The organism is Pantoea sp. SORGH_AS_0659, assembly GCF_031453915.1.
Lineage (GTDB): Bacteria > Pseudomonadota > Gammaproteobacteria > Enterobacterales > Enterobacteriaceae > Pantoea > Pantoea leporis.
Genome location: NZ_JAVJAK010000001.1, coordinates 2,533,138 through 2,557,666 on the forward strand (window position 1 = coordinate 2,533,138; position 24,529 = coordinate 2,557,666).

At 56.4% G+C, this 24,529-nt stretch carries 21 protein-coding genes; 11 read left to right on the forward strand and 10 right to left on the reverse strand.

What is annotated here, in order from left to right; all coding sequences use genetic code 11:
* Positions 1-25 precede the first annotated feature (25 nt).
* Both Q3H59_RS11840 and Q3H59_RS11845 read left to right on the forward strand, forming a co-directional pair.
* Positions 26-418, forward strand: coding sequence for a YgiW/YdeI family stress tolerance OB fold protein (locus Q3H59_RS11840; protein WP_137385635.1), 393 nt, complete (start codon positions 26-28; stop codon positions 416-418).
* Positions 419-608: 190 nt separating this feature from the next.
* Positions 609-1,223 (forward strand): response regulator transcription factor, encoded by a 615-nt coding sequence (locus Q3H59_RS11845; protein WP_210080474.1) that lies wholly within the window; start codon positions 609-611, stop codon positions 1,221-1,223.
* A 66-nt stretch (positions 1,224-1,289) separates the two neighbouring features.
* Here the strand turns inward: Q3H59_RS11845 and Q3H59_RS11850 are convergent, their stop codons facing one another.
* Genes Q3H59_RS11850 through Q3H59_RS11870 form a run of 5 tightly spaced genes read right to left on the reverse strand, consistent with a single transcriptional unit; the run spans position 1,290 to position 8,519 of the window.
* Positions 1,290-6,851, reverse strand: coding sequence for an AAA family ATPase (locus tag Q3H59_RS11850; protein ID WP_309834976.1), 5,562 nt, complete (start codon positions 6,849-6,851; stop codon positions 1,290-1,292).
* Positions 6,848-7,234 (reverse strand): response regulator, encoded by a 387-nt coding sequence (locus Q3H59_RS11855; RefSeq protein WP_192413573.1) that lies wholly within the window; start codon positions 7,232-7,234, stop codon positions 6,848-6,850. Before Q3H59_RS11855 ends, Q3H59_RS11850 begins: the two co-directional genes overlap by 4 nt.
* 41 nt (positions 7,235-7,275) lie before the next feature.
* Positions 7,276-7,527 (reverse strand): XapX domain-containing protein, encoded by a 252-nt coding sequence (locus Q3H59_RS11860; RefSeq protein WP_192413575.1) that lies wholly within the window; start codon positions 7,525-7,527, stop codon positions 7,276-7,278.
* 2 nt (positions 7,528-7,529) lie between these two features.
* The gene (locus Q3H59_RS11865; RefSeq protein WP_192413577.1) at positions 7,530-7,772 is read right to left on the reverse strand and encodes a DUF1427 family protein; all 243 of its coding nucleotides are present in this window, start codon (positions 7,770-7,772) and stop codon (positions 7,530-7,532) included.
* Between the two features lie 54 nt (positions 7,773-7,826).
* Entirely contained in the window at positions 7,827-8,519 is a 693-nt protein-coding gene (locus Q3H59_RS11870; RefSeq protein WP_101760759.1) for a hydrolase, read from the reverse strand.
* A gap of 196 nt (positions 8,520-8,715) precedes the next feature.
* On the opposite strand from Q3H59_RS11870, the gene Q3H59_RS11875 reads away from it, so the two are divergent.
* Genes Q3H59_RS11875 through Q3H59_RS11890 form a run of 4 tightly spaced genes read left to right on the forward strand, consistent with a single transcriptional unit; the run spans position 8,716 to position 13,486 of the window.
* Positions 8,716-10,593 (forward strand): amidohydrolase, encoded by a 1,878-nt coding sequence (locus tag Q3H59_RS11875; protein WP_192413579.1) that lies wholly within the window; start codon positions 8,716-8,718, stop codon positions 10,591-10,593.
* Between the two features lie 3 nt (positions 10,594-10,596).
* Complete coding sequence (locus Q3H59_RS11880; RefSeq protein ID WP_280172719.1) at positions 10,597-11,016, forward strand: DoxX family protein; 420 nt, start codon at positions 10,597-10,599, stop codon at positions 11,014-11,016.
* Complete coding sequence (locus tag Q3H59_RS11885) at positions 11,003-12,628, forward strand: MFS transporter (RefSeq protein ID WP_309834982.1); 1,626 nt, start codon at positions 11,003-11,005, stop codon at positions 12,626-12,628. Before Q3H59_RS11880 ends, Q3H59_RS11885 begins: the two co-directional genes overlap by 14 nt.
* 36 nt (positions 12,629-12,664) lie before the next feature.
* Complete coding sequence (locus Q3H59_RS11890) at positions 12,665-13,486, forward strand: alpha/beta hydrolase (protein ID WP_309834984.1); 822 nt, start codon at positions 12,665-12,667, stop codon at positions 13,484-13,486.
* A 390-nt stretch (positions 13,487-13,876) separates the two neighbouring features.
* Here Q3H59_RS11890 and Q3H59_RS11895 read toward each other — a convergent pair whose 3' ends face one another.
* A complete protein-coding gene (locus Q3H59_RS11895) occupies positions 13,877-14,365 on the reverse strand; it encodes a GNAT family N-acetyltransferase (protein ID WP_210080479.1) in 489 nt (162 codons plus the stop codon).
* A 95-nt stretch (positions 14,366-14,460) separates the two neighbouring features.
* On the opposite strand from Q3H59_RS11895, the gene Q3H59_RS11900 reads away from it, so the two are divergent.
* Entirely contained in the window at positions 14,461-15,387 is a 927-nt protein-coding gene (locus tag Q3H59_RS11900) for a LysR family transcriptional regulator (protein WP_309834986.1), read from the forward strand.
* Between the two features lie 10 nt (positions 15,388-15,397).
* On the opposite strand, the gene Q3H59_RS11905 is transcribed toward Q3H59_RS11900, so the two are convergent.
* Entirely contained in the window at positions 15,398-15,823 is a 426-nt protein-coding gene (locus tag Q3H59_RS11905) for a thiol-disulfide oxidoreductase DCC family protein (RefSeq protein ID WP_110865972.1), read from the reverse strand.
* 45 nt (positions 15,824-15,868) lie between these two features.
* Positions 15,869-16,927, reverse strand: coding sequence for a nitronate monooxygenase (locus Q3H59_RS11910; protein ID WP_309836685.1), 1,059 nt, complete (start codon positions 16,925-16,927; stop codon positions 15,869-15,871).
* Positions 16,928-17,036: 109 nt separating this feature from the next.
* On the opposite strand from Q3H59_RS11910, the gene Q3H59_RS11915 reads away from it, so the two are divergent.
* The 4 genes from Q3H59_RS11915 (at position 17,037) to dcuR (ending at position 20,642) form a co-directional block, all read left to right on the forward strand.
* Entirely contained in the window at positions 17,037-17,591 is a 555-nt protein-coding gene (locus Q3H59_RS11915; RefSeq protein WP_101760766.1) for a flavin reductase family protein, read from the forward strand.
* 63 nt (positions 17,592-17,654) lie between these two features.
* Positions 17,655-18,191: a peptide-methionine (S)-S-oxide reductase MsrA gene (gene msrA, locus Q3H59_RS11920; RefSeq protein ID WP_101760767.1), complete on the forward strand. Its 537-nt coding sequence runs from the start codon at positions 17,655-17,657 to the stop codon at positions 18,189-18,191.
* A gap of 109 nt (positions 18,192-18,300) precedes the next feature.
* Positions 18,301-19,926 carry a sensor histidine kinase gene (locus tag Q3H59_RS11925; protein ID WP_222233286.1) on the forward strand — a complete coding sequence of 542 codons (1,626 nt, stop codon included), beginning with the start codon at positions 18,301-18,303 and terminating at the stop codon, positions 19,924-19,926.
* Positions 19,923-20,642 (forward strand): two-component system response regulator DcuR, encoded by a 720-nt coding sequence (dcuR, locus tag Q3H59_RS11930; RefSeq protein ID WP_309834991.1) that lies wholly within the window; start codon positions 19,923-19,925, stop codon positions 20,640-20,642. The genes Q3H59_RS11925 and dcuR overlap by 4 nt, the downstream gene beginning before the upstream one ends.
* On the opposite strand, the gene Q3H59_RS11935 is transcribed toward dcuR, so the two are convergent.
* Together Q3H59_RS11935 and Q3H59_RS11940 are read right to left on the reverse strand one after the other, a co-directional pair.
* Positions 20,636-21,595, reverse strand: a complete 960-nt coding sequence (locus tag Q3H59_RS11935; protein WP_192413594.1) for an FAD:protein FMN transferase — start codon at positions 21,593-21,595, stop codon at positions 20,636-20,638. The genes dcuR and Q3H59_RS11935 overlap by 7 nt on opposite strands.
* Before the next feature lie 51 nt (positions 21,596-21,646).
* Positions 21,647-24,427: a flavocytochrome c gene (locus tag Q3H59_RS11940; protein WP_309834994.1), complete on the reverse strand. Its 2,781-nt coding sequence runs from the start codon at positions 24,425-24,427 to the stop codon at positions 21,647-21,649.
* Positions 24,428-24,529: the final 102 nt, after the last annotated feature.

A 24,529-nucleotide genomic window follows, 5' to 3' on the forward strand; every position in this document is an offset into this window, starting at 1 on the left:
CAGCAGGAAAATCTATGGAGAGCATATGAAACAGGTTGTTTTAGCTTCAGTAATCATGATGTTCAGCGTTGGCGTGAGCGCAGCGGAAGGCGGATACCAATCTGGTGAAACAGCACCGCCGCAGAAGAATCAGGATGCCGGTTATAAAGGATCGGAAGACACCGCACAAACCCCGATTTCACGTATTCGTGATTTCCGTCAGGGCGGCTATGTCACGCTCGAAGGCCATATTATTGAAAAGCTGAAAGGTGATAGCTACAAATTCCGCGATGATACCGGCACGATTATCATTAATGCTGAGAAGCCGGCCTTCAAAGAGAAAACCTATTCAGCCAGTGATAAAGTCCGCGTGAGTGGAAAAGTGTATGGGCGTGGCGAACAAACCACCTTGAGGGTATCGCGGATTGATGAACCTTAAGGTTACGCATTTATTACCTTAAGAATAGCGGGTGAGTGCATGGCTTTTCATCCTCACCCTTTTTAGGCCTAACAGCGCAGCAGATAATCACATTCACATATACGTTTTTCGCCATTCCTACAGCACTATTTTGCGGGTATATTAGCGCGCATGTAGTGAATAGAACTCGTAAGAGTCTGAATGAGTTTTTATGGATAGAACGATTTATATTGTTGACGATGACCCCGCTGTCATCAACGCGCTGCAAAATCTGCTGAGCTCAGAAGGCTACCTGATTTCGACCTTTACCTCCCCCGCTGAATTTTTACATCAGCCGCATTACCGCACCCCGAGCTGTTTAATTGTCGATATGAATATGCCGGGCCTCGACGGCTTTGATGTCTCGCAGGATCTCACCGCGCGTGGATACACCATTCCCACCATTTTCCTCACCGGCTTTGGCACCATTCCTCTGACGGTCCGCGCGATGAAGGCCGGCGCCTTTGAGTTTCTCACCAAGCCGGTGATGCCGGATGACCTGATACAAGTGGTATCCGCTGCCATGGCGCTGGCCGAAAAAAGCGCAGCACTCGCACAGGAAAGAGTTGTACTCACCGGGCGTTATCACTCTTTAACGCCACGGGAAATGGAATTGATGCTGCTTGTCATTCGCGGTTTATTAAATAAGCAGATTGCCGCCGAAATGGGCATCAGTGAAATTACGGCAAAAGTGCATAAACGCCGCGTAATGGAAAAAATGGCGGTGCGTTCAGTATCAGAATTAGTCAGAGCTGCTGAGAAACTTCATTTACTGCAAGATGAATAAGGCGCGCGTTATAGTGATAACGGTCCGATTTTCCTCCCGTGAAATAGCGCGGGAGGATCAGATAAACTATTTCCCCAGATTTAATGGCAGGGTGAAACTAAATACGCTGCCACCCTGTGGGCGGTTTTCCGCACTCAGCACACCACCATGACGTTTGATGATTTCATTACTGATGGTCAGGCCCATTCCCATTCCTTCCGCTTTGGTGGTGTAGAAAGAGTCGAATATCTTGCCGATAACCTCTGCCGATAATCCGCTGCCGTTGTCGGCGACCTCTATACGAATATGATTCGCGTCAGGATTGGAGGATGAGAGCCGCAGAATACGCGCCCCGGCATTATCGGCCATCGCCTCAATGGCATTAATCACCAGATTCAGCAGCACCTGCTGAATCTGTACGCGCTCGCAAAACACCTCATCCCATGGCGCTTGAATATCCAGTTCAAGTGCCACCGAGCGGCGCTCAAGTTCCAGACGCGACAAGGTTAAAATATCGCGCGCCAGCAGATGCAGCCTGGCCGATGCATACTCCGCAACATTATTGCGCGTCAGTGACTGCAGGCCGCGAATAATTTCGCCAGCGCGCCGCCCTTCGTTAATGATCTCCTCAATGCTTTCACTGGCTTTCTCCAGCTGAGCCGGATCGCGTTTCAACCAGCGCAGGCTGGCGCCAGCATTGGCCACAATCGACATCAGCGGCTGATTGATTTCATGGGCGATCGATGAGGTCAGCTGTCCTACCGTGGTGGCGCGCGCCACGCGAGCCAGCTCGGCCTGGGCAATTCTGGCGGCATCTTCGGACTGACGCTGCGCGGTGATATCCGTCAGCGTGCCGAAATATTCGGCGACATCCGGCCAGTTCTCCACCGGCTCACCTATGCCTTTGATATAACGGCATTCGCCGTCATCACGGATGATACGAAATTCAGCCTGCATGCTCACGCCATGCGCCACGCTGGATTCAATCAGCGCTTTCAGGCACTGAAGATCGTCTGGATGCACCCGCCGCTGAAACTCGGCCATCGAGGTGCTCACCTGCCCGGCGGGCAGCCCCATGATGCGTTTATATTCGTCCGATACCAGCTGGATATCCGGCTCAAGATGCCAGTGCCAGGTACCGGTATTACTGATTTTTTCACCCAGCATCAGGGATGTCTGGCTGGCGCGCAGCTGTTTTTCAATTTTCCGCCGCTGGATGTTCTCCTCCACCAGCTCGGCATACAGCCGCGCCGTTTCCAGAGAAACCGCAGCCTGCGCGCCTAACATCGAGACAATGCGCGAGTGCTCCGCGGTGAAAACATCCGGCATCAGCCGGTTTTCCAGATAGAGCACACCCACCATTTGCGCCTGACGGAACATCGGCACACACATCACTGCCGCGCCAGAGGCGACCAGATAGTTATCCTGACTAAACGGGCTAAACACTTCCGGCCGACCGGTACGGATTTCCTGTCCGGTGCGGATCACCGCCGAGAGAATCGACAGCGGCAAATCGGTCGCCACCGGCAGTTCATTAACGATTTTGACTCTGACGCCTTCCACCGTGGAGGAGGCGCGCGCCTGAATTTCCGGCACATTGCCGTCGATGAGGCGGATCAAAATACAGTGCTGCGCGCCGGCGCGCTCCACCAACATCATCATCAAAATATGGATCAGCCGATCAAGATTGATCTCTTCGGTCAATGCGCGCATCGCCGTGACCAGGCTTTGCAGGTCGCTGATCACCGCGCTCTGCTCAAAGGTCACGGTGTTTAACGCGCTCTGCGGCGGGTGCGCCGCCAGATGCGGATAGTGTATTTCAAGCTGACGCACCTTGGCGCCCGCGCCCCAGCGATCCCAGGCGGCAAGCGCGCCTTTGATGTAGCCCTCGGCGGCGAACGCCATGCCGCGCGCACTGGCGCAGCGCGCAGCCAGTTCGCATGCCAGAGCGTTGATCGGATGAAACTGCCCTTTGCGCGACAGCTCAATGGCTTTTTCAAACTGCTCCAGCGCCGCGCCGCTGTTATCCTCCAGCCTGAGTAGTTCGGCGCGCAGCAGCGCCTCTTTGTCGGCGAAGGTGCCGGGGTTCTCCGTTGCCCAGGTGATAATTCTTTCAAGATGGCGCTGCAGTTGCTGCCGCTGCGTGGCATCAAGCTCATTCGGTTGCAGCGGTATGCTGAGTGAAAGCGCGCTGTAGAGATGGAAATCCAGCATATGCACATGGCCGGGAATCACGTCTGTGAGCGGTGCGGCGTCGCTGAACTGGCGCTGGGCGGCGGCATACTCACCGGCAAAGAAGTGCGCCATGCCTTTATACAGCCGCGTCCAGAACTGCATCAAAAACAGCGGTTCAATGGCGTATTCGGGTTGCACCACATTTAGCGCGGGCGCATGGAAATCATCGCCGGACAAGGTCTCACCAGCTGGCTTACGCAGGAACATCACGTAATCCAGCTGCATGCCGAGTATCACTTCCACATCGCGATACTGCGCTTTGCGCACATAGACCATGCCGCGCATGATCGAAGTATGCACGCCATCAAGATGGTCACCGCGCGCCAGGCAATTCATGGTGAGATGACGCAGCGCCAGACACGCCGACGTGCGATCGCCAATATCAACCGCCACATCAAAAGTCGCTTTAGCGCACTCAATGGCGTAACTGAGCGGCATGGTCCAGACGCTCACCTGGTCCAGCGGCATCAGCGTGCGCGCTTTGTAGCTAACGAAGTCGTGCTTATACACCAGCTCGCGGGCCAGCAGCGCGCTGGCAAATCCTCGGCTGTATTCGTTGAACTGATCGCCACACACCACGCCGTACCAGGCAAGCGCCAGCGTGGAGGCACCGCTGATGCCCTTCTCCATCGTCAGATGCAGAAGTTTGCACAGGATGATGAACTGCAGCCGTGGGCTGATAAATGCGGCGAAGGTGCTGGCGCTGGCCATCAAATTCATCACCGCTTCGGTTTTATGGCAGGTCACTCGCGGCAGGGAACGGAAGCGCGTATAGGGATTTTTGCCAACCTCTTTTTTCAACCGTTGCCTGGCGACATCGCACTCGGCTTTATCCGGATAGCGCTGCAGATGAATGTCAAACACCGCCAGCCAGGCCAGCGCGGTTTCCAGCGCCAGCTGGCTGTCGGACTGACGCATATGAATTTCAGCAATCAGCGTCGCCGCTTCGGCTTTATCGGTGACCGCACCGGGCGTGGCGAGAATCTCAGAGCTCAACGCCAGCGCGCCCGATAAGTTGCCGTTTAAAAACTCACACTCTGCTTGCTCAAACAAAAACGGGCCGCTCTTCTCCGCGCCTGACGCTGCGTTGAGCGCTCGGGCAGCGTGTAAGAAACGCAGCGCGGAAGCGTAATCGCCCATAATTTTCGCGCGTCGGGTGGCGTTTAATAACAGCAGACTAAACGCAGCGGCATCAGGCGCTAAAAGTGCGCGGTTTTGCAACGTGATGGTGTGATGCGCGGCACTGAACAGCAGCGCATGCGCGTTATCCTGGCGCGCGGCCTGCATGTAATAGCGCGCAGCGGCAAAGTGAAAATCATCTTTTGCCGCCGACGAAAGCAACTTCAGCGCGGCCTCATGCATGCTGTCATGCATAAAGGTGTAGCTGTGATCAGTCAGCGAGATCAGCCGGGCCTCAGCCGCAGGGCGCAGCGTGGCGTGAAGGGCGCTAAGCGTCGTATCGAGGATGCCGGCCAACACCGGCAGATCGCCGCTACTGCCGATGCAGGCCAATCGGCCCAGCAGTTGGCGCAGCGGCAGCGCGAGCAACTGCAGCTGTTGCAGCACGCTGGCGGCAACGTTCGCGGTGTAATGGCAGTTTCTCAACGCGTGCGGATTGTAGGTCCATTTATGGGATGCAGCGTGTGTGATGTGGTGATCGCGCACCGCCTGGCGGTAAAACTCACGCGTGGCGAGCGGATTCCCGGCGGTTTTTTCATGGATGATCTGCGCCAGCTCGGTGGTCTCCGCGCTGCGCGTGTGAAAAATGCCGGCCAGCCAGCTGGCGATATTTTTCACCGACAGCGGCTCGGGCGTGATATCCACAATGCGCGTGGCCGCCGCACGAATGCGCTCCAGGCTGGCGACCACCGTCGGACAGGGCAACGAGGCGCGATCGCGATGAGAAATCACCAGCAATAAGGGAATATCGTCGCTGGAGCGCAGCAAATTCTGTAGCAGCTGCAAGGTCGCCTGATCGGCCCAGTGCACGTCATCAATCAGCAGGAGCAGCGGCCGCCCCGGCACCGTAAAGGCTTTCACCAGGCTGCAGGCCACCAGATTCAGGCGATTGCGTGCATCTAACGAGCGTGCATCCGCCTGCACGCTGGCTTTGTGATTGAGCAAGATGCCCAGTTCGGGCACCAGATTAACGGCCAGCCCAACATAATTCCCCAGTTGGCGCGCAATGTGTGTTTTCCAGCGCGCCAGCTCTTCGGCGGGCAACCCGAGCAGATGCAGCGTCAGCGATCGAAACGCCGAGGTAAATACCGCGTAGGGCAAAATGGGCGAGTGCTGGTCGGCTTTGGTCACCGTCAGCAGCGCGTTTTTTTCCCGCAGAATTTTAAGCGCCGAGGCCATCAGCGCCGATTTTCCGGCACCGGACGCGCCGCTAATCGCCACCATGCAGTGTTTCCCGCTGCTGCACACCTCATCAAACGCCGCCAGCATCTCGCTGGCCTGAGCATGGTCGCTGTACAGCACATCGGATAACAGCGTTGTGGTTGGCACATCCTGTAAGCCCAGCGCGAAAGATTCAACTACGCCGTCAGGCATCAGGTTGGATTCACAGCGGCGCAGATCGGCCAGCACGCCTTCGACGGTTTGATAACGCTGCTCCGGCGATTTGGTTAGCAGGCGTAAAATGAGGGATGAGAGTACCAGCGGCACATCTTTGCGCAGCCGGTGCGGCGGCAGCGCTTCGGAGGCAATGTGATGGTGCACCCATTCCGCCGCGCCCCCTTCCGCGCTGCCATAGGGAAGCTTGCCGGTGAGTAATTCGTAAAGCACGATGCCCAGACTGTAGAGATCGCTGACCCGGCTGACCGCGTGCGCGGTGCGCGAGGTATGCTCGGGCGACATGTAGGCCAGCGTGCCGCCGGTCACTGAGGCGCGCAGCGGCTGCTGTGAGTCCGCTTCGATAAACGCCAGGCCAAAGCCGCCCAGCACCACGTCGCCTTGATCGGTAAAGAAGAAATTGGCCGGTTTAATGTCGCCGTGCACCAAACCTTGCTCATGCAGCTTGCTGAGCGCATTACACAGCAGCACGGCGCAGCTGATGAACTTCTGAATTTTACCCGCTGGCAGGCGCAGATAATCCGCCAGGGTTTGGTAGCGAAACGCGGGATAAATCAGGGCGTAGCGCCCCTGATATAAGGTGTGGCGCAGCGGTTTTCGCGCCCAGCTTTCTGCTAATAAGGCGCGCAGCGCATACTCATTTTTCAGCAGTTGCGTTACCGGAAACTCCGCCTCTTCGGCCGCCGCCGTGGCCAGCACGAAGCGTTCATCGGAGATCGGGTGACGGCATTCGATCCACTCAACCTGCCCTTCCTGCGCCAGCGGGGTGAAAACGATGTCATCCGCCAGCACCAGCGCCGCGTCATCCGCGATATTTAACGACAGGAAAAGCGTGCTCATTGGCGCGCTGCCTGGGAGGAAAACGCCAGACGGATATGTTCAAACAGCAGGTCGATATCAATGGGCTTTCGCATAAAGGTGATCGCGCCTAAATTGATGGCATACCAGAGCATATTCTCATCGCCATTGCCGGAGATGATAATTCCGGGTGGGTTCGCGCGACGCTGTACCAGCGCACGGAACAACTCAAAGCCCGACATGCCTTTGAGCTCAACATCAATAATAAACAGCGCAGCGTCATTTAGCGCCGTCTCGTCCGCTAATAGCGCTTCAGCCGACTCAAATGCCTGCGTTGCGTATCCTTCCGACTGAAGCAGATTGCTCAAACCACTGCGAACCGATCGTTCATCATCAACAACGACAATGCGCTGCGACAGCTGCATGCTGTGTTCCTTAATTATTATTCACTGCCTGCGGCGCGTCCTCAGGAGGTTTTGTCACTCGATGGCGGCGTGCCGCTGATTTTAGGCACACACTCTTGACGAAACCAGGCCAGCGTGACCGGTTGACGGTTTATCAGGCGCTTACACAGCGGGATAATCTGTTCGCCGACCAGCATACCAAACAGACCAAGCAGCGCAATCACGGGCGGCGCTGGGGAATTGACGTCGATAACGGCATAAATGGTGCCGACTAAAATACCGACCGAGAGCGATATCGCATAGGTTTTCAGCATGTTCAACCCGCCTGTTTTGCGGTGAGCATGGCGGGAGGTAGCGGCCTGTCAGCGGCCATCGCGCGTGAGGTTTTATCGACGGGCGCTACGGGATGCGTCAATTTTCCACCCAGCGAACTGCCCACAATCATGCCCAGCAAGCCCACCAGCGCCACGGCGGGCGGCGCCGGCGATCGCACGTTGAGCAAGGCGTAAATCAGGCCGATAAACACACCCGCCGCCAGAGAAATCAGTAAAGGACTCACCGGTCCTCCTTGAAAAAGAAAGGCGAGCCCGTAAGCGCTCGCCTGGGTGACGATTTAGCGTACGGGCGCAGCAACCGGTGCCAGCGTGCGATGCTCGCTCTTCTGACGCGATGGCGCTTTGTGCACCATGGTGTAAGCGTAATCAACGCCGATGCCGTAAGCACCGGAGTGCTCTTTCGCGATATCCATCACCGCGTTGTAGGTCTCTTTGTGCGCCCAGTCGCGCTGCCACTCCAGCATCACCTGCTGCCAGGTCACCGGGATCACGCCCGCCTGAATCATGCGCTGCATGGCATAGTCGTGCGCTTCTTTGGTGGTGCCGCCGGAGGCGTCAGCCACCATGTAGATCTCATAGTCGCCTTCCAGCATGGCGCACAGCGCGAAGGTGTTGTTACACACTTCGGTCCACAGACCGGAAACCACAATTTTCTTCTTACCGTTGGCCGCCAGCGCATCACGCACTTTCTGGTCATCCCACGAGTTCATCGAGGTACGCTCAAGAATGTCCTGGCCGGGGAACACATCCAGCAGCTCCGGGAAGGTGTTACCTGAGAAGCTCTCGGTCTCCACCGTGGTCAGTACGGTAGGAATGTTGAACACCTTCGCCGCTTTTGCCAACGCGACCACGTTATTTTTCAGCACCTGACGGTCGATGGACTGCACGCCAAACGCCATTTGCGGCTGCTGGTCAATGAAGATGATCTGGCAGTTATGCGGTGTCAGTACTTCTAATTTACTGGTTGTCATTTTTGTATGCCCATTGAGGTGAATGTCTGGGCGCAGTGTAAGAACCTTTGGGCACACGAACCATTATCTATAGGTATAACTATACGAAGGTATACCTATCCTTTTGTATAACTAGACGCTTTCCGCACCGCCTGAACATAATCCCACCCAGTATTTCACCTGCGAAATTGGCAGGACCTCTTATTCAGGAGCTTTTATGGTTACGTTAGGCAAAGCAGACATCATTTTGACCAATGGGCGATTTCATACCGTCGATCGCGGCAACCCGATTGCCGAGGCCGTGGCGATGCGCGATGGCAAATTTCTCGAAGTGGGTAGCCTGGCCGACGTGATGCAGCATCACTGCGAAGGCACCAAAGTGATTGACCTCAAAGGCCATACCGCCATTCCCGGCCTGAATGATTCCCACCTGCACCTGATCCGCGGCGGCCTGAATTACAACCTCGAACTGCGCTGGGAAGGCGTGCCCTCGATCGCCGATGCGCTGCGGATGCTGAGAGAACAGGCGCTGCGCACGCCGTCACCCCAGTGGGTGCGCGTGGTAGGCGGCTGGACCGAGTTTCAGTTTGCCGAGCGTCGCATGCCGACGCTGGATGAGATCAACGAAGCCGCGCCCGATACGCCGGTGTTTATCCTGCATCTGTACGATCGCGCCTTGCTCAACCGCGCCGCGTTGAAGGTCGTCGGCTACACCAAAGACACGCCCAATCCGCCGGGCGGCGAGATCCAGCGTGACAGCAATGGCAACCCGACCGGCATGCTGATTGCGCGCCCGAACGCCATGATCCTTTACGCCACGCTGGCGAAAGGGCCAAAACTGCCGCTGGAGCAGCAGGTCAATTCCACCCGCCAGTTTATGCGCGAGTTGAACCGCCTCGGCCTGACCAGCGCCATTGATGCGGGCGGCGGTTTCCAGAACTATCCAGAAGATTACGAAGTCATTGCCGAGCTGCATGAGAAAAAGCAGATGACGCTGCGTATCGCCTACAACCTGTTTACCCAACGTCCGGGCCACGAGCTGGAAGACTTCGAGAAGTGGACCGACATGCTGACGCCGGGCCAGGGCAGCGACTATTTCCGTCACAACGGTGCCGGTGAAATGCTGGTGTTTTCCGCCGCCGATTTTGAAGATTTCCTCGAACCGCGTCCGGATTTGGCGCCCGGCATGGAAGATGAGCTGGAGCGTGTGGTGCGTCATCTCGTGGAACATCGCTGGCCGTTCCGCCTGCACGCCACTTACGATGAATCGATCAGCCGCATGCTGGATGTGTTTGAAAAAGTGAACCGCGACATTCCGTTCAACGGCCTGCACTGGTTCTTCGATCACGCCGAAACCGTGACGCAGCGTAACCTTGACCGCATCAAAGAGCTGGGCGGCGGCATTGCCGTACAGCATCGCATGGCGTTCCAGGGCGAGTACTTTGCCGAGCGTTACGGCATTGAGGCCACTCGCCATACACCGCCGGTGGCGCGCATGCTGGAGACCGGCGTGCCGGTGGGTTTAGGAACCGATGCGACGCGCGTGGCCAGTTATAACCCGTGGACCGCGCTTTACTGGCTGGTATCGGGACGCACTGTGGGCGGCATGCAGATGTACGACGTCAACGCGCGCCTCGATCGTGATACGGCGCTGATGTTATGGACGCAGGGCAGCGCCTGGTTCTCCAGCGAGCAAGGTAAAAAAGGCCAGATTAAAATCGGTCAGCTGGCCGATATGGTGGTGCTGAGCAAAGACTACTTCAGCGTGCCTGAAGAGGAGATCAAAGGCATTGAGTCGGTGCTGACCGTGGTGGACGGAAATATCGTTTATGCCGCCGGCGCTTTCAGCTCGGAAGCGCCGCCCCTCATTCCGGTGCTGCCGGAATGGTCGCCGGTGGTCAAGGTTCCCGGCCACTATCGCAGTGCGCCACCGACCGCCACCACACGCGTGGGCATGATGCAGCAAGCGCATCACTGCAGCGGCCCGTGCGGCGTGCATACGCATTCTCACGAGATTGCGCGCGGCGCCAACCTGCCGGTTTCGGAAGAGAACGCCTTCTGGGGCGCGCTCGGCTGCAGCTGCTTCGCCTTCTAAACCATGAAACATTCACTCTCACAGCCGCCTCGCATTGATGCGGGGCTGTTCTTCCTGCGCCTTACCGGCTGCCTGCTGTTGTTGCACGTGCACGGCTTGCCGAAGGTGTTCCATTTCAGTGAAGAACTGACGCGTATCGAGGATCCCTTTGGCCTGGGTGCCTACTTCAGCCTGCTGGCGGCGATCGTTGCTGAAGTGGTCTGCCCGCTGTTTATCCTGCTCGGCGTGTTTACCCGCCTCGCCTGCCTGCCGATTATCGGCGTGCTGCTGGTGGCGATGCTGTTCGTCCATCCCAACTGGAGCATAGCGGAAGGACAGTTTGGCTGGCTGCTGCTGACCATTTTCACCACGCTGGCGCTGACCGGCCCCGGTCGCTGGCGCGTGTTTGGCGGCGTTTCGGAGGTTGTTCATGGCGCAGGTTAATGACATTCATGACATCCCCGAGGCGGATCTGCCGCCCGTTTCGCAGACGGTTTCACCATGGCAGCCGCTGCGCCAGCGCGTGTTCCGCATGCTGTGGATCGCTACCGTGGTATCCAATGTCGGTTCATGGATGAACGACGTAGGCGTTAACTGGACCATGCTGACACTGAGCGCCGATCCGCTCTCGGTGGCGCTGGTGCAGGCCGCCAGCAGCTTACCGATGTTTCTGTTTGCACTGCCGTCTGGCGTGATGGCGGATATCGTTGACCGGCGTAAATACCTGCTGTTCTCGCAAATCTGGGTGTTTATTGCCGCCGCGAGCCTGACATTCCTTTCCTGGGCAGACCTGGTCACACCGATGGTGCTGCTGATTGCGGCGTTCCTGCTGAGTACCGGCGCGGCCATGAGTTCTCCGCCCTTCCAGGCCATCGTGCCGGATTTGGTCAGTAAGGAGGAGCTCGGCCCGGCGATTGCGCTTAACTCGCTCGGCATTAACATCAGTCGCGCTATCGGCCCGGCGCTCGGCGGCCTGATTCTGTCGTTTGCCGGTCCGTGGATGGTGTCTCTGCTGAATGCGCTTTCGGTACTCGGCGTGTTTCTGGTGCTGTATGTGTGGCAAGCACAGCCCAGCGTGCAGCGTTTGCCGCCGGAGCACTTCTTCCCGGCGGTGCGTGCCGGCGTGCGCTATGTGCATGCTGCGCCGGTACTGCGCAATGTGCTAGTGCGCACCATCGCTTTCTTTGTGTTTGGCAGTGCCGGTTGGGCGCTGTTACCGCTGGTGGCTCGACGCGAACTGGGCCTCGGGCCCGGCGGCTACGGCATTATGCTGGGTTGCATCGGCATCGGCGCGATTTGCGGCGCGCTGCTGTTGCCGCGTATGCGCAAACGCTTTAATCCCGATCAGCTGATGGTGCTGGCGAGCCTGATGTTTGCCATCACTCTGCTGGCGCTGGCGTTTATTCGTCACCTCTGGTTGCTGAATGCGTTCGAGTTCTTTACCGGCTTTGCGTGGATTGCAGTGCTTTCCACCCTCAATCTTGGCGCGCAGCGCAGTGCCGCCAAATGGGTGAAAGCCCGGGCGCTGGCGGTCTATCTGACGGTGTTTTTTGGCTCGATGACGTTAGGCAGCGCCATTTGGGGACAGCTGGCATCGACATTCAGCATTCCATTGTCACTGACTGTCGCCACTGTCGGCATGCTGCTGGCGAGCCTGACGGTGCTGCGCTGGCGGCTGGATCAGGATCCGGATCTGAACCTCGACCTCAGCACGGTCAGCGATCCCTTGCCCGAGCTGGAGATTCGTCACGATCGCGGGCCGGTGATGGTCAGCTATCATTATCAGATCAACCGCAGTGATGCGCATGCCTTTGCGGTGTGCATGCAGGATATGCGTCGCGTCAGACGACGTGGTGGCGCGCTGAACTGGTCTCTGTATGAGGACATGCTGCAACCCGACATGTTTGTTGAGACCTTTGTGGTTGGCTCATGGATGGAGCATCTGCGTCAGCGCGAGCGCTATACCATGAACGATCAAAAGATTCAGAACCGCGTGCTGGGATTCCATCAAGGCACTGCAGCTCCGGAAGTTCGTTATCTCGTGGCACCTGAATAAGGCGCTTTCATTCATCGACATTAATAAGGCCGAAACATGAGCACATTTAAGACGCAGGATGGTACGCAGATCTATTTCAAAGATTGGGGTACCGGCAAGCCGGTGCTATTCAGTCACGGCTGGCCGCTCGACGGGGATATGTGGGACAGCCAGCTGAATTTCCTGGCGGAGAAAGGCTACCGCGTTATCGCTTTTGATCGCCGCGGCTTTGGCCGTTCCGATCAACCGTGGGAAGGCTACGACTACGATACTTTTGCATCGGATATTAACGACCTGATTAGCCATCTGGATCTGCAAAACGTGACGCTGGTGGGCTTCTCAATGGGTGGCGGCGATGTGGCGCGCTACATCAACAATTACGGCACAGCGCGCGTGGATAGCTTAGTGCTGCTGGGCGCGGTGACACCGATCTTCGGCAAGGCCGATGATTATCCAGCAGGCGTCGATTTGTCGGTGTTTGAAGGCATTCGTCAGGGCTTACGTAAAGATCGCGCGCAGTTCATCAGTGATTTTGCCACACCGTTTTACGGCACCAACGCCGGTCAAACGGTTTCAGAAGGCGCGCTGACGCAGACGTTGAATATTGCGCTGCTGGCGTCACTAAAAGGGACGATTGATTGTGTTACCGCGTTCTCGGAAACCGACTTCCGTCCTGATATGGCAAAAATCGACGTGCCGACACTGGTGATTCACGGCAGCAACGACCAGGTCGTGCCGTTCGAAACCACCGGGAAAGTCGCCGCCGAAATGATCGCCGGCGCGCAGCTGAAAGTGTATGACAACGCACCGCACGGCTTTGCGGTGACGCATACCGATCAGCTCAACGCCGATCTGCTGACGTTCCTGCAATCGCTTTAACGGGAATAACATTAATCGGCCGGTTTGGCCTAATACTTGTCAGTTATGAAAGAGTTTGGCTTTAAGGCTGCATTAATCGTGCGGGCTCTGACACATCGGCTGCGTCACGCACTGAAGCGTCGAAGCGGGCCGGGGGCAATTTTGGGCCGGCAATTCGCAGCGCTGAACGAAGCGAGGAAGCCAGGAGAGCCCGCAGGACGCGGGCGAAAGGCGAAGCCGGGACAGGGAAGTCCCGTCTTCGCCGGTCCGTTAGGCTGACGAGCGAAGTGAAGGAACCGCGTTAGCGGCGCGAGGACAGCCGGCCCAAAAGTGCCACCGGCCTGCACACTCGTCGTTGGCTTGGCTGACATGAGCATCAGGCCATTTTGGCGGGCCTTTTGTGGCAGAGAACTATTGCGGCTTGGCGGCAGCAAATTTCTCTAATGCCGCCCCGTCGAGCCGATAACGCACCCACTCATTTAACGGCAGCGCATCAATACTGAGATAGAACTCTCTGGCCGAATGATCCCAATCTAACGCACTCCACTCAATGCGGTTGCACTGATGATTGACCGCGTGCTGCGCAACATACTGCAGCAGCGCTTTGCCTGCACCGAGGCCGCGAAAATTGGGCGAAAAGTACAAGTCTTCCATATAGAGTCCGCGCCGCCCCAGCCACGCCGAGTAGCTGCGGGTAATCACTGCGTACCCGGCGGTTATGCCATCAATCTCGCACATCAACGCTTCGCTATGGCTTTCGGGATTGAATAGCGTCGATCTGATCTCTTCAACGGTAGTTGATGACGGCTGTAATCCATGTTCAAAAACCGACAACTCAGCAATCATGTCATAAATGGCGTCCGCGTCATCAGAATTGGCTGGCCGAATAGTCATCTTCATGCATTATTTTCTTATTTAATCAGATTGATGCTGCCCAGCATAATGGGTATTGTTCGATGAAATAAGTGCAATAAAATCAATGATAGGTGAATTTCATGCATCATGTGCTGCGTCGACTGGACTTGAATCTCCTCCCCGTTTTCGACGCAGTTTTCAGACATCGTTCGGTCAGGCTGGCGGCGATTGAGCTCAGTTTGAGTACTTCCGCGTTAAGCCACGCGCTGTCCCGATTACGTGAGTTTTTTAAAGATCCGCTGTTCTACCGCGAAGGCCACAAAATGTGTCCCAGCGTTTATGCCTGCCAGCTGGCGCCCTATATTGCCGAAACGTTAACCGGGTTAAATCGGCATCTCAGTCCGCTGCAGCCTTTCGATCCGCTGACCAGTGATGACTGTTTTAGAATTGCGGTAACGGATTACACCGCTTTTTGTGTCTTTCCGCGGCTGATGCATACGCTGACTGATACGGCACCCAATCTGAGTTTTGAACTCTGCCATTTGCCGCATAATCCGGCGCTGATTGAATTACTGGCGGGTGAAATCGATATGGCGCTGAGTTTTAGCGAGCCGGATAGCATGCATCATCCCGATCTCGACGAGACCGATTTATTCAGTGATGAATTTATGGTGATTGCCAATGCGCGACGCAGCAGTCTGAATCTTGACGACTATCTTGCCGCCGGGCATCTGGTGGTTACGCCGTGGAATGAAAAGCAGGGAATGCTGGATTCCCATCTTGAGCGCATTGGCCTTAAACGCCGCATCGCCATCAGAACGCCATCGATGCTGAGTGCGCCCTTTATTATCGCGGAAAGTGAATTGCTGATGGCGATCCCGTCTTTCGTTGCCAGTAAAATTAAACAGGCCGCCGATGTGACCTCATTCAGGCTGCCGTTTCCCGCGCCAAGGTTCACCGTGAAAATCTATTCACACAAACGCAGCGGTAAACGGGAACCTACGGAATGGATTAAATCGATGATGGCTAAAACCATTTCGCAGCAAGCGTTCCGTTTCGAGGATTAACGGACGATTTTTACTGGTCTAAAAATCGTCCGTGATAATCGGATTTAATGGGGTAATGCTCGTTGTAGCGACCAAAAAGCCGATAGCGATTTAGCGCAATGCGGTCGTAACAATAATTGCTGATAACGTCAGGCATAAACCTCACGACTGACAAAACGCGCCACGGCCACGGCATATAGTGCATGATGCGGAAAATTGCCTGCGCACGGAGCCAATGATTTTGTCCATCAATCAAAACGATGGTGCGAATATCTTCATCTGGCAGACCGACAAAACGTAATAGCGCTTTCCCCTGCTCACTCTGAACCGCCGCAAAACGTACATGGCGTGGAATGCGGTGACGCAGGAGAAACATCACCCACGCGTTGCACAGTTTGCATACGCCGTCGTATAAAACGACCTGTTCTCCGGGATTTATCCCAGCTGGGTTTGTCATCATCGTCTCCTCAACCAAAGAGATGGTCGCAGCAGAAAAGCTGCGTTACGCCGCCTGCCACTCCGCCACCAGCGTGTTAATTAATTCTGCCGCCGGCATTTCCCGCGCCAGCGCGGCGCCCTGCCCGGCCCACTGCGCGCCAAAGCCGTGCGCGCCTTTAGCGGCGGCGGCAGCAGCGAGCGCTTTGCCCAGCGCGTAGGTGAGTGGATAAGGGGGAATGGCATCCTGCGCGAACTCGCGCGCCAGCTGGCAAAAATCGTTGGTGAGACATCTTGCCGATCGGCCAGAAATGGCGGCAATCATCTCGGTGCTGTTGGCCTGCGCGCTTTTCAGCGCCTGACGATATGCCGCGTTGGCGGCGGATTCCGGGCACAGAATAAACGCGGTCCCCAGCTGTACACCCGCCGCGCCCAGCTTGAGCATAGCAGCCATGCCCGCGCCATCCATCACGCCGCCGGCGGCAATCACCGGCAGCCGCGACGCCCGGCGAATCGCCTGCAACAGCGTAAAAGTGCTAAGCTGCTGATCGTCATTTTTTGGGTGGAATATCCCGCGATGCCCGCCCGCCTCAATACCCTGCGCCACAATAAAATCGATGTCGGCGGCTTCGATGGCACCTGCTTCAGCAACGCTGGTAGCGCTCGCCAGCGTGATAATGCCGCGACGTTTCAAGCGCTGCACAACAGCGGCGGACGGCAAGCCAAAGTGGAAACTCACTGCGGCGGGCGCGGTGTCCAGCAGCACATCCAGCATCGCGTGATTATCCACAAACGTTTGATAAATCTCTGACAGCGCATCGGGCGGTGTCGCTTCATAGCGAGCAAACACCGGCTTGAAACGTGCGATCCACGCCTGTTCTAACTGAGGATTGCGCTGCACCGGCGCGTGGCAGAAGACGTTGACGTTGATGGGCGCGGCTGTCAGGGCGAGCGTTTTGCGGATCATGCTATCCGCCTGTTGCGGCGTTGAAGCGCCCACGCTGATCGAACCCAGCGCGCCGCTGGTGCTCACCGCCGCCGCCAGTTCCGGCGTCGAGACGCCCGCCATCGGCGCCTGAATGATCGGATAGCGAAGGTTAAGGGTCTGACACAGGATGTTGTTCATATTATTGGCCTGTTGGTAAGAGGTAGCCGATAACATGCCGCGATTTTTCGGCTCGGTAAAGGCTGGCATCTACACTTAATGTGTCTGTACCTACAACAGGAGAATCCCGATGCATAAAATCGACTTTCCGGTAAGCAAAGCGCGGAAGTATCTGGAGCCGGGTCCGGTGGTGCTGCTGAGTTCCCAGTTTGAGGATCATCGCGACATCATGACGCTCGGCTGGCACACCATTCTGGAGTTCTCGCCGTCGCTGGTTGGCTGCATGATTGCCGGCGGCAATTACAGCCATGAACTGATTCGCCAGAGCGGCCAGTGCGTGATTAACGTGCCGTCGGCCAATCTGGTGGACAGCGTGGTGGCGATCGGTAACAGCCACGGCGATCGTCTCGATAAGTTTGATGCCTTCAATCTGACACCCGAACCGGCAAGCGTGGTCAATGCGCCGTTAATCGGCGATTGCTTTGCCAGCTTTGAGTGCCAGCTGTATGACGATTCAATGGTAGATAACTACAACTTCTTTATCTTTGAGATCGTTAAAGCGCATGTAGCTGAAACGCCGGAGTTTCCGCCGACGCTGCACTACACCGGCGAAGGACGCTTCAGCGTGATGAGCAATTTGCGTCTCGACAAGCGCGGCGACTTTAAGCCTGAAATGTTAATTTAACTGCTTGAATTGATATGGGCTTGCCCCCACGTTGATTCTTTCGCCCTGACAGGAGTAGATATAATGGCAACCGAATATGCGGTGATCGCAGGTGGCTGTTTCTGGTGTACTGAAGCAGTGTTTAAAGATGTGATTGGCGTGGAGTCAGTCGAGAGTGGATATACCGGCGGCGCACGCCCGAATCCAACCTACGAGCAGGTGTGCAGCGGTGCGACCGGCCACGCAGAAGCGATTCGCATCGGTTTCGATCCAGAGCAGGTGAAGTACGGCGATCTGCTGGATATCAGCTTTGCCACCCACGATCCCACTACGCTGAACCGCCAGGGCAACGATGTTGGCACCCAATATCGCTCTGCGATTTTCCCGGCGAATGCTGAGCAGGAAGCCGAAGCGATTGCCGCGATTGCGCGCGCGCAGGAGAATCTGAGCGATCCGGTAGTGACCACCATCGAGCCGCTGAAAGAGTGGTATGCGGCAGAAGGTTATCATCAGGATTATTGGCAAGGCGCGGGTCAGCGCAACGGCTACTGCATGGCGGTAATCCCACCGAAACTGCAAAAGCTGCGTAAGAGCTTTGCGAATCGCGTTAAATCGAGTTAATTCAGTACCGCCAATGTCGAGGCCGCCACGAATGGCGGCCTTACATGGTGCGCGACCTTCTTCTGTTTATCCGTCATAATATGTGCCCTCTTCTCCTCCGAGAGCGATCATGTCTTCTTCACAGCAAGGAACCGCGGCGCGCAAGCAGCCGATGAAGCTTAATACGCTGGTCACCCTGATGCTAAGCGCAGTGATTGTGCTGGTGCTGCTCAGCGTGCATATGTTCTATTTCTTCCAGATTGGCGCAGCGACCCGCGCGCAGCTGGAAGATAAAGCCATGGCGGTGGCGCGCACGCTGGCCGACTCACCGGAAATCCAGCGTGCATTGGCGTTCCCGCCGGATGGCACGCGCATCCAGCCGATCGCCAAAGCGGTGGAAGAGACCAATAATTTGCTGTTCATTACTGTCACCAACATGGACGGCATCCGCTATTCGCATCGCAATCCTGAACTGATTGGCAAACACTTTATCGGTGACGATCTGGAGCCCGCGCTGCGCGGCCATGAAAACGTCTCGGTGAATAAAGGTTCTCTGGCGAAAGCGCTGCGCGTGTTTACGCCGGTGTACAACAATCAGCATCAGCAGATTGGCGTGGTGGCGATTGGCATCTCACTGGATGCCGTTTCGGTGCAGATCAACGAGAGCCGCTGGAGCATCCTGTGGACCATCTTTATTGGCACGCTGGCCGGCGCCATCGGTACTTTTGTACTGGTTCGTGTGTTGAAGCGCATCCTGTTTGGCCTCGAACCCTACGAAATTTCTACCCTGTTTGAACAGCGTCAGGCGATTCTCAACTCGCTAAAAGAAGGCGTGGTGGCGATGGACGATCAGGCGCAGGTGACGCTGGTGAATCAGGCGGCGCGATCGCTGCTGAACGATTCGATGGGCACCATCAGCGGCGACCGCATCTACGATGCCTCAGTGATTGACGATCATCTGCGGGATGTGCTGCACAGCGGGCGGGCGCGGCGTGATGAAGAGTTGAATGTGAATGGCCGCGTGTTGCTAAGCAACACCGTACCGGTGCGCACGCAGGGACGGATTATCGGCGCGGTCTGCACCTTCAGGGACAAGACGGAAATCAGTCAACTGATGCAGCGTCTGACGGGCATGGTAAACTACGTCGATGCGCTGCGTGAGCGCTCGCACGAATTTATGAACAAGCTGCATGTGATCCTCGGCCTACTGCACATGAAAAACTACACGCAGGTGGAAAGCTACATTCTCAAAACCGCCAATAATTACCAGACGGAGATCGGTTTCCTGCTCGATAAGATTAAGTCGCCGGTGATTGCTGGTTTCTTGCTGAGCAAAATCAACCGCGCGTCGGATTGCGGCCATCGCCTGACCATCAGCGATGCCAGCTTCCTGCCCGACAGCGGCAATGAGCAGCAGATGGCGGCGCTGATTACGGTGATCGGCAATCTGATTGAGAACGCGCTGGATGCGATGAGCGAGCAGGTAGAAGGCGAGATTCACGTGATGCTGCACTACCAAAACGGTTGGCTGACCTGTGAAGTGAGTGATGATGGTCCGGGCATTGAAGCCGATCATCTCAGCACCATTTTCGAAAAAGGCTTCTCCACCAAAGGTGAAAACCGCGGTGTCGGGCTGTTTCTGCTGCAGCAGCAAACCGAAAATATCGGTGGCAGCGTGAGTGTGGAGTCAGAACCCGGCGTGTTTACCCAATTTTTAGTCCAACTTCCCTGGGATGGAGGAAACCAATCCGCATGATCAATGTGTTAGTGGTCGATGATGACGCCATGGTCGCCGAGCTTAATCGCGCGTATATCGGCCAAATTCAGGGCTTTCACTGTTGTGGCACCGCCTCAACCTTGAAGCAGGCGAAAGAGATCCTGTTCAATAGCGATACTGCGGTCGATCTGGTGCTGCTGGATATCTATATGCAGCAGGAGAATGGCCTCGATCTGTTGCCGGAGCTGCGTACGGCACAGAGCGCGGTGGAAGTGATCATCATTTCGTCGGCGGCCGATGCGGAGAATATCAAAACCTCGCTGCACTACGGCGTGGTGGATTACCTGATCAAACCGTTCCAGTTCCCACGTTTTGAAGAGGCGCTGAACGGCTGGCGGCAGAAGAAATCGCTGATGGACAATCAGCATTATTATCAGCAAGCGGATGTGGATCTGCTGATTCACGGCAGCCCGGCAACGCAGCACGACAATAAGCGCCTGCCAAAAGGCTTAACGCCGCAAACGCTGCGCACGCTGTGTCAGTGGATTGATGCGCATCCGGGGCATGAATTTTCGACTGACGAACTGGCAGCTGAAGTGAACATCTCGCGCGTGTCGTGTCGTAAATACCTGATTTGGCTGGCGCAGATTAATATTCTGTTCACCAGCATTCACTATGGCGCGACCGGCCGTCCGGTGTACCGCTATCGCCTGCAGCCAGAATACCATTCGCTGCTGCAGCAATATTGTCAGTAACGTAGCTGCCAGTCGACATCGAGTTGCTGGAAGTGAAAGTGCTGCGGCGAGGAGCAGATGATCTGCCGATCGCGCGTGACAAACACCGCGTCGATGTCGGGCTGGTCAGCGAGATAAGCCAGCCCTTGCTCCACGCCCATGCCGAAGAGCAGCGTGGTGTAGATATCGCCATCAATCGAGCGATCGGAAATCACCGTCACGCTCAGCAGTTCGTTATCAAGCGGATAGCCGGTTTGCGGATCAAAAATATGATGCCAGCAGCGGCCATCCAGTTCGAAGTAGCGCTCATAAATCCCCGACGTCACCACCGATTTGCCCTGCACCTGCAGCACGCCTAACAGCTCATCATCACGACCAAACGGCTTTTTCAGGCCAATGCCCCAACCCTGCGGCTCGTGCGGCGGCGAACCCAGCGTTTGCACATTGCCGCCCAGATTGATCAGCGCCTGCTGCACGCCCTGCTGGCGTAAAAACGCCTGCACGCGATCGGCGATGTAGCCTTTGGCGATGGCGCCGAGATCGATCTCCATGCCTGGCTGTTGCAAAAACACTGAGCGATCGGCGGGATTGAGCACGACCTGATGCGGATCGGTCAGCTTCAGCAGGGATGCGATTTCTGGCGCAGGCGGCACCGCACGTCCCTGAAAACCAATTTTCCAGCGCTTCACAATCGGCCCAATGGTGAAATTGAAGGCGCTGTCCGGCAGTAAACTGACGGCGTGTGCCACGCTAATTAACGCAAACACCGCTTCGCTGACGATCACCGGATGGTGGCCTGCGGCGTGGTTGACCGACATCACTTCGGATTCAGCGCGGTTAACGGTGAACAGGTTTTCCTGCTGTTTAATCAGTTGAAATACGTGGCGGGCAAGCGTGGGATTGTCATCAAACAATTTGAGCAGAATGGGCGAACCCATCAGAACGGCAGAGTAAGAAAAGACGCCAGCGGTCATTGCATGCCTCTAAAGAAAACGATGCCCGCACAAGGCGGGCATCTTTACAGCTTAGTGTCCTAACGCTAGTTTAGCCGCGTTGTGACCGGCTTTGATACCGAAGATAATGATATCGGCCACCGCGTTGCCGCCGATGCGGTTGGCGCCGTGGATGCCGCCGACCACTTCACCGGCCGCCCATGCGCCTGGAATCACCTCTTTCTGCGCATCCAGCACCGCGGTATCGGTGTTGATGGTCACGCCGCCCATGGTGTGATGCACGCCCGGTGCGATACGAATCGCAAAGTACGGACCTTTATTCAGCGGGTGACGCAGCGCGGTTTTACGACCAAAGTCTTCGTCATCCTGCTTCGCCACGAACTCGTTGTAACGACCGAGCGTGGTTTGCAGCGCTTCCTGATCCATGTTGAGTTTCACCGCCAGCTCGTGTGGCGTTGGCGCGCTGATGACAAAGCCTTTAGCGATGTATTCGTCAGCCGCTTTGTTATTGGCGCGTACCTGCTCGTCAAACACAATCCATGCACTCTTCTCAGGCAGCGCGATGATCTCAGCGGACACTTTGTCACGGGTTTCCATTTCATTGTAGAAACGCTTGCCTGCCTGGCTCACCAGAATCGCCCCGCCGCCGCGCATTGCTTCGGAAATCAGGTACGACGTGGTTTGCTCAACCGTTGGGTGAATCTGGATTTCACCCATATCCACGGTATCCGCACCGATGTGTTGCAGCATGGCGATGCCGCTGCCGGTGGCGCCTTTATGGTTGGTGGTGACGAAACCGTCCAGCTCAGGGCGATATTTCACCACCATTTCGCGGTTGGCACTGAAGCCGCCGGTCGCCACAATCACGCTTTTGGCGTTAATAATGCGGCTGTCGTTATACTCATCCACCACTTTCACGCCGGTGACCGCACCGTTTTCCACTAAAATTTCGGCCACTGAGGTTTCCAGCAACACTTCGATATTGCGCAGATTAACGTTTTTCACCAGCCCGCTGATCAGGAAGCCGCCGACTGCCGAACGATCTTCCGGACGGTGCGTACGATCGATGCTCATGCCGCCGGTGATGGTGATGTCGCACAGCTCGATGTCTTTGGCGGCCAGCCACTCAATCGCTTCGGGCGCCTGCTCAACAAATTCGCGCAGCAGCACCGGATTGTTTTTGAATTTGCCGCCTTTCAGCGTCTCTTCATAGAACAGCTCTTTGCTGTCTTCGATGCCTTTCAACTTCTGATAACGGGTTTCCGCCGCGTTCATACCGACCGAGGCTTTGATGGTGTTACCGCCGATGGTGGGCATCTTCTCGATGATCACCACGCGTGCGCCATCGTCATGCGCCTGAATCGCCGCCGCCAGACCGGCACCGCCGGTGCCCACTACCACCACATCGTAATTCACCGGTGCGTTCGGGTTACCGCCCTCTTCAATCACATACTCTTTGCTTGAGGTGGTCATGGCACGCGATACCGCTTTTTTCAGCGCTTCACTTTGCGTGGTGGCGCCAGTGATGGCGTCAACGTGCGGGCTGTTCGCCACCAGAATGCGTTCACGCAGACTTTCGAAGGTGCTGGTGAAGTCGACGTCGAGGCTCGGATCCGGCACCAGCGAGATGTCGGTAATACGGTCGGTGTCGAGGGTAACGTTGATTTTCAGCTTCAGCGCTTCGGCTTCGACTTTCGCCTGATAAACGCCCGCTTTGTATTTACGGCCGGTATCGCTGACGTCGCGGATCATCGCATCCACCAGTGAGAAGCGCCACAGCGGTTCCGGGATAGTCAACTCTTCGCGCTTGGTGCTGTCGATATACAGCTCCATGTGCTGATTCTTGATGACGCGATCGGTCCAGTCCGGATAGGCGATACAGGCTTTGCCCACCGCCACCAAGTCGAAACCGTGCTCCAGCGCATTCTCGGCATCTTCTTTATTGACGACGCCGCCGACGCCGATTACCGGCACTTTCGCCAGGTTAGGCGAGCGCTGTGCCAGATATTTGGTGATCAGTGGCGTTGGGTCCTGAGTATCAACAATCGATGGACGCAGCAGCTGACCAACCGAGAAGTGCACGTAATCGAGACCGCGTTCTGCCAGTTTCTCCAGCAGATAGAGCGTGTCATCCCAGCGGATGCCCGGCACTTCCAGTTCTTCCGGTGAGAAGCGATAGCCGATGATGAAGTCTGCCGCAGCGAAGCGGTCAGCCATTTTGTGGGTGATTTCCAGCACTTCCAGTGGGAAACGCGCGCGTTTATCGCGACTGCCGCCCCATTTGTCGTCGCGCTGGTTGGAGTTTGGCGAGTAGAACTGCTGGATAAGATAGGTGTTGGCGCCGTGAATCTCCACGCCGTCAAAGCCGGCTTTGATCGCGCGGTTCACCGCATCACCAAACTTGGTGATCATCACCTCCACTTCTTCTGCAGTCAGCGCTTGAGGTTGAGTGGCACCGTCGCGCGGTGCGGCGATGGCGCTCGGTGCGACCGGGGTTTTACCGCCGATCAGCGCAGGTTCAACCATACGGCCGCCGTGATAAATCTGCAGAATCGCTTTGGAGCCTTGCGACTTGATGGCGTGGGCGATTTTCGCCAGACCGGGGATTTTGTTGTCGCTGTCGATACCGAGCGCGCCTGGAAACGCAGGGCCACGGTTATCAATAAAGCAGCACTCGACAATCACGGTACCGATGCTGCCGGCGCGCACGCGATAATATTCGACAAGGTCACTGGTAACACCGCCATCGTAATAACCGGTACAGGTGGTCATCGGTGCCATAACCAGTCGGTTTTTAAGCACCGCACCTTTCGGTAACGTAAGCGGATTAAGAATCGGGGTGAGCGTATTCATGATGAGCAACTCCAGAATTAAGAAACTTGGTATTCAATTCTTTGTCGGTTCGGAGAATTTTATAATTATTTGAGTGGTCCGATTTCATGGCGTAAATATAGC

Bases quoted from the DNA above. Each gene is read 5' to 3' on its own strand.
- Q3H59_RS11910 (WP_309836685.1), bottom strand. From the start codon at position 16,927: ATGAACAACATCCTGTGTCAGACCCTTAACCTTCGCTATCCGATCATT.
- Q3H59_RS11940 (WP_309834994.1), bottom strand. From the start codon at position 24,427: ATGAATACGCTCACCCCGATTCTTAATCCGCTTACGTTACCGAAAGGT.
- Q3H59_RS11875 (WP_192413579.1), top strand. From the start codon at position 8,716: ATGGTTACGTTAGGCAAAGCAGACATCATTTTGACCAATGGGCGATTT.
- Q3H59_RS11840 (WP_137385635.1), top strand. From the start codon at position 26: ATGAAACAGGTTGTTTTAGCTTCAGTAATCATGATGTTCAGCGTTGGC.
- Q3H59_RS11855 (WP_192413573.1), bottom strand. From the start codon at position 7,234: ATGCAGCTGTCGCAGCGCATTGTCGTTGTTGATGATGAACGATCGGTT.
- Q3H59_RS11885 (WP_309834982.1), top strand. From the start codon at position 11,003: ATGGCGCAGGTTAATGACATTCATGACATCCCCGAGGCGGATCTGCCG.
- Q3H59_RS11850 (WP_309834976.1), bottom strand. From the start codon at position 6,851: ATGAGCACGCTTTTCCTGTCGTTAAATATCGCGGATGACGCGGCGCTG.
- dcuR (WP_309834991.1), top strand. From the start codon at position 19,923: ATGATCAATGTGTTAGTGGTCGATGATGACGCCATGGTCGCCGAGCTT.
- Q3H59_RS11915 (WP_101760766.1), top strand. From the start codon at position 17,037: ATGCATAAAATCGACTTTCCGGTAAGCAAAGCGCGGAAGTATCTGGAG.
- Q3H59_RS11860 (WP_192413575.1), bottom strand. From the start codon at position 7,527: ATGCTGAAAACCTATGCGATATCGCTCTCGGTCGGTATTTTAGTCGGC.
- Q3H59_RS11935 (WP_192413594.1), bottom strand. From the start codon at position 21,595: ATGACCGCTGGCGTCTTTTCTTACTCTGCCGTTCTGATGGGTTCGCCC.
- Q3H59_RS11905 (WP_110865972.1), bottom strand. From the start codon at position 15,823: ATGACAAACCCAGCTGGGATAAATCCCGGAGAACAGGTCGTTTTATAC.
- Q3H59_RS11925 (WP_222233286.1), top strand. From the start codon at position 18,301: ATGTCTTCTTCACAGCAAGGAACCGCGGCGCGCAAGCAGCCGATGAAG.
- Q3H59_RS11845 (WP_210080474.1), top strand. From the start codon at position 609: ATGGATAGAACGATTTATATTGTTGACGATGACCCCGCTGTCATCAAC.
- Q3H59_RS11870 (WP_101760759.1), bottom strand. From the start codon at position 8,519: ATGACAACCAGTAAATTAGAAGTACTGACACCGCATAACTGCCAGATC.
- Q3H59_RS11900 (WP_309834986.1), top strand. From the start codon at position 14,461: ATGCATCATGTGCTGCGTCGACTGGACTTGAATCTCCTCCCCGTTTTC.
- Q3H59_RS11880 (WP_280172719.1), top strand. From the start codon at position 10,597: ATGAAACATTCACTCTCACAGCCGCCTCGCATTGATGCGGGGCTGTTC.
- Q3H59_RS11890 (WP_309834984.1), top strand. From the start codon at position 12,665: ATGAGCACATTTAAGACGCAGGATGGTACGCAGATCTATTTCAAAGAT.
- msrA (WP_101760767.1), top strand. From the start codon at position 17,655: ATGGCAACCGAATATGCGGTGATCGCAGGTGGCTGTTTCTGGTGTACT.
- Q3H59_RS11895 (WP_210080479.1), bottom strand. From the start codon at position 14,365: ATGAAGATGACTATTCGGCCAGCCAATTCTGATGACGCGGACGCCATT.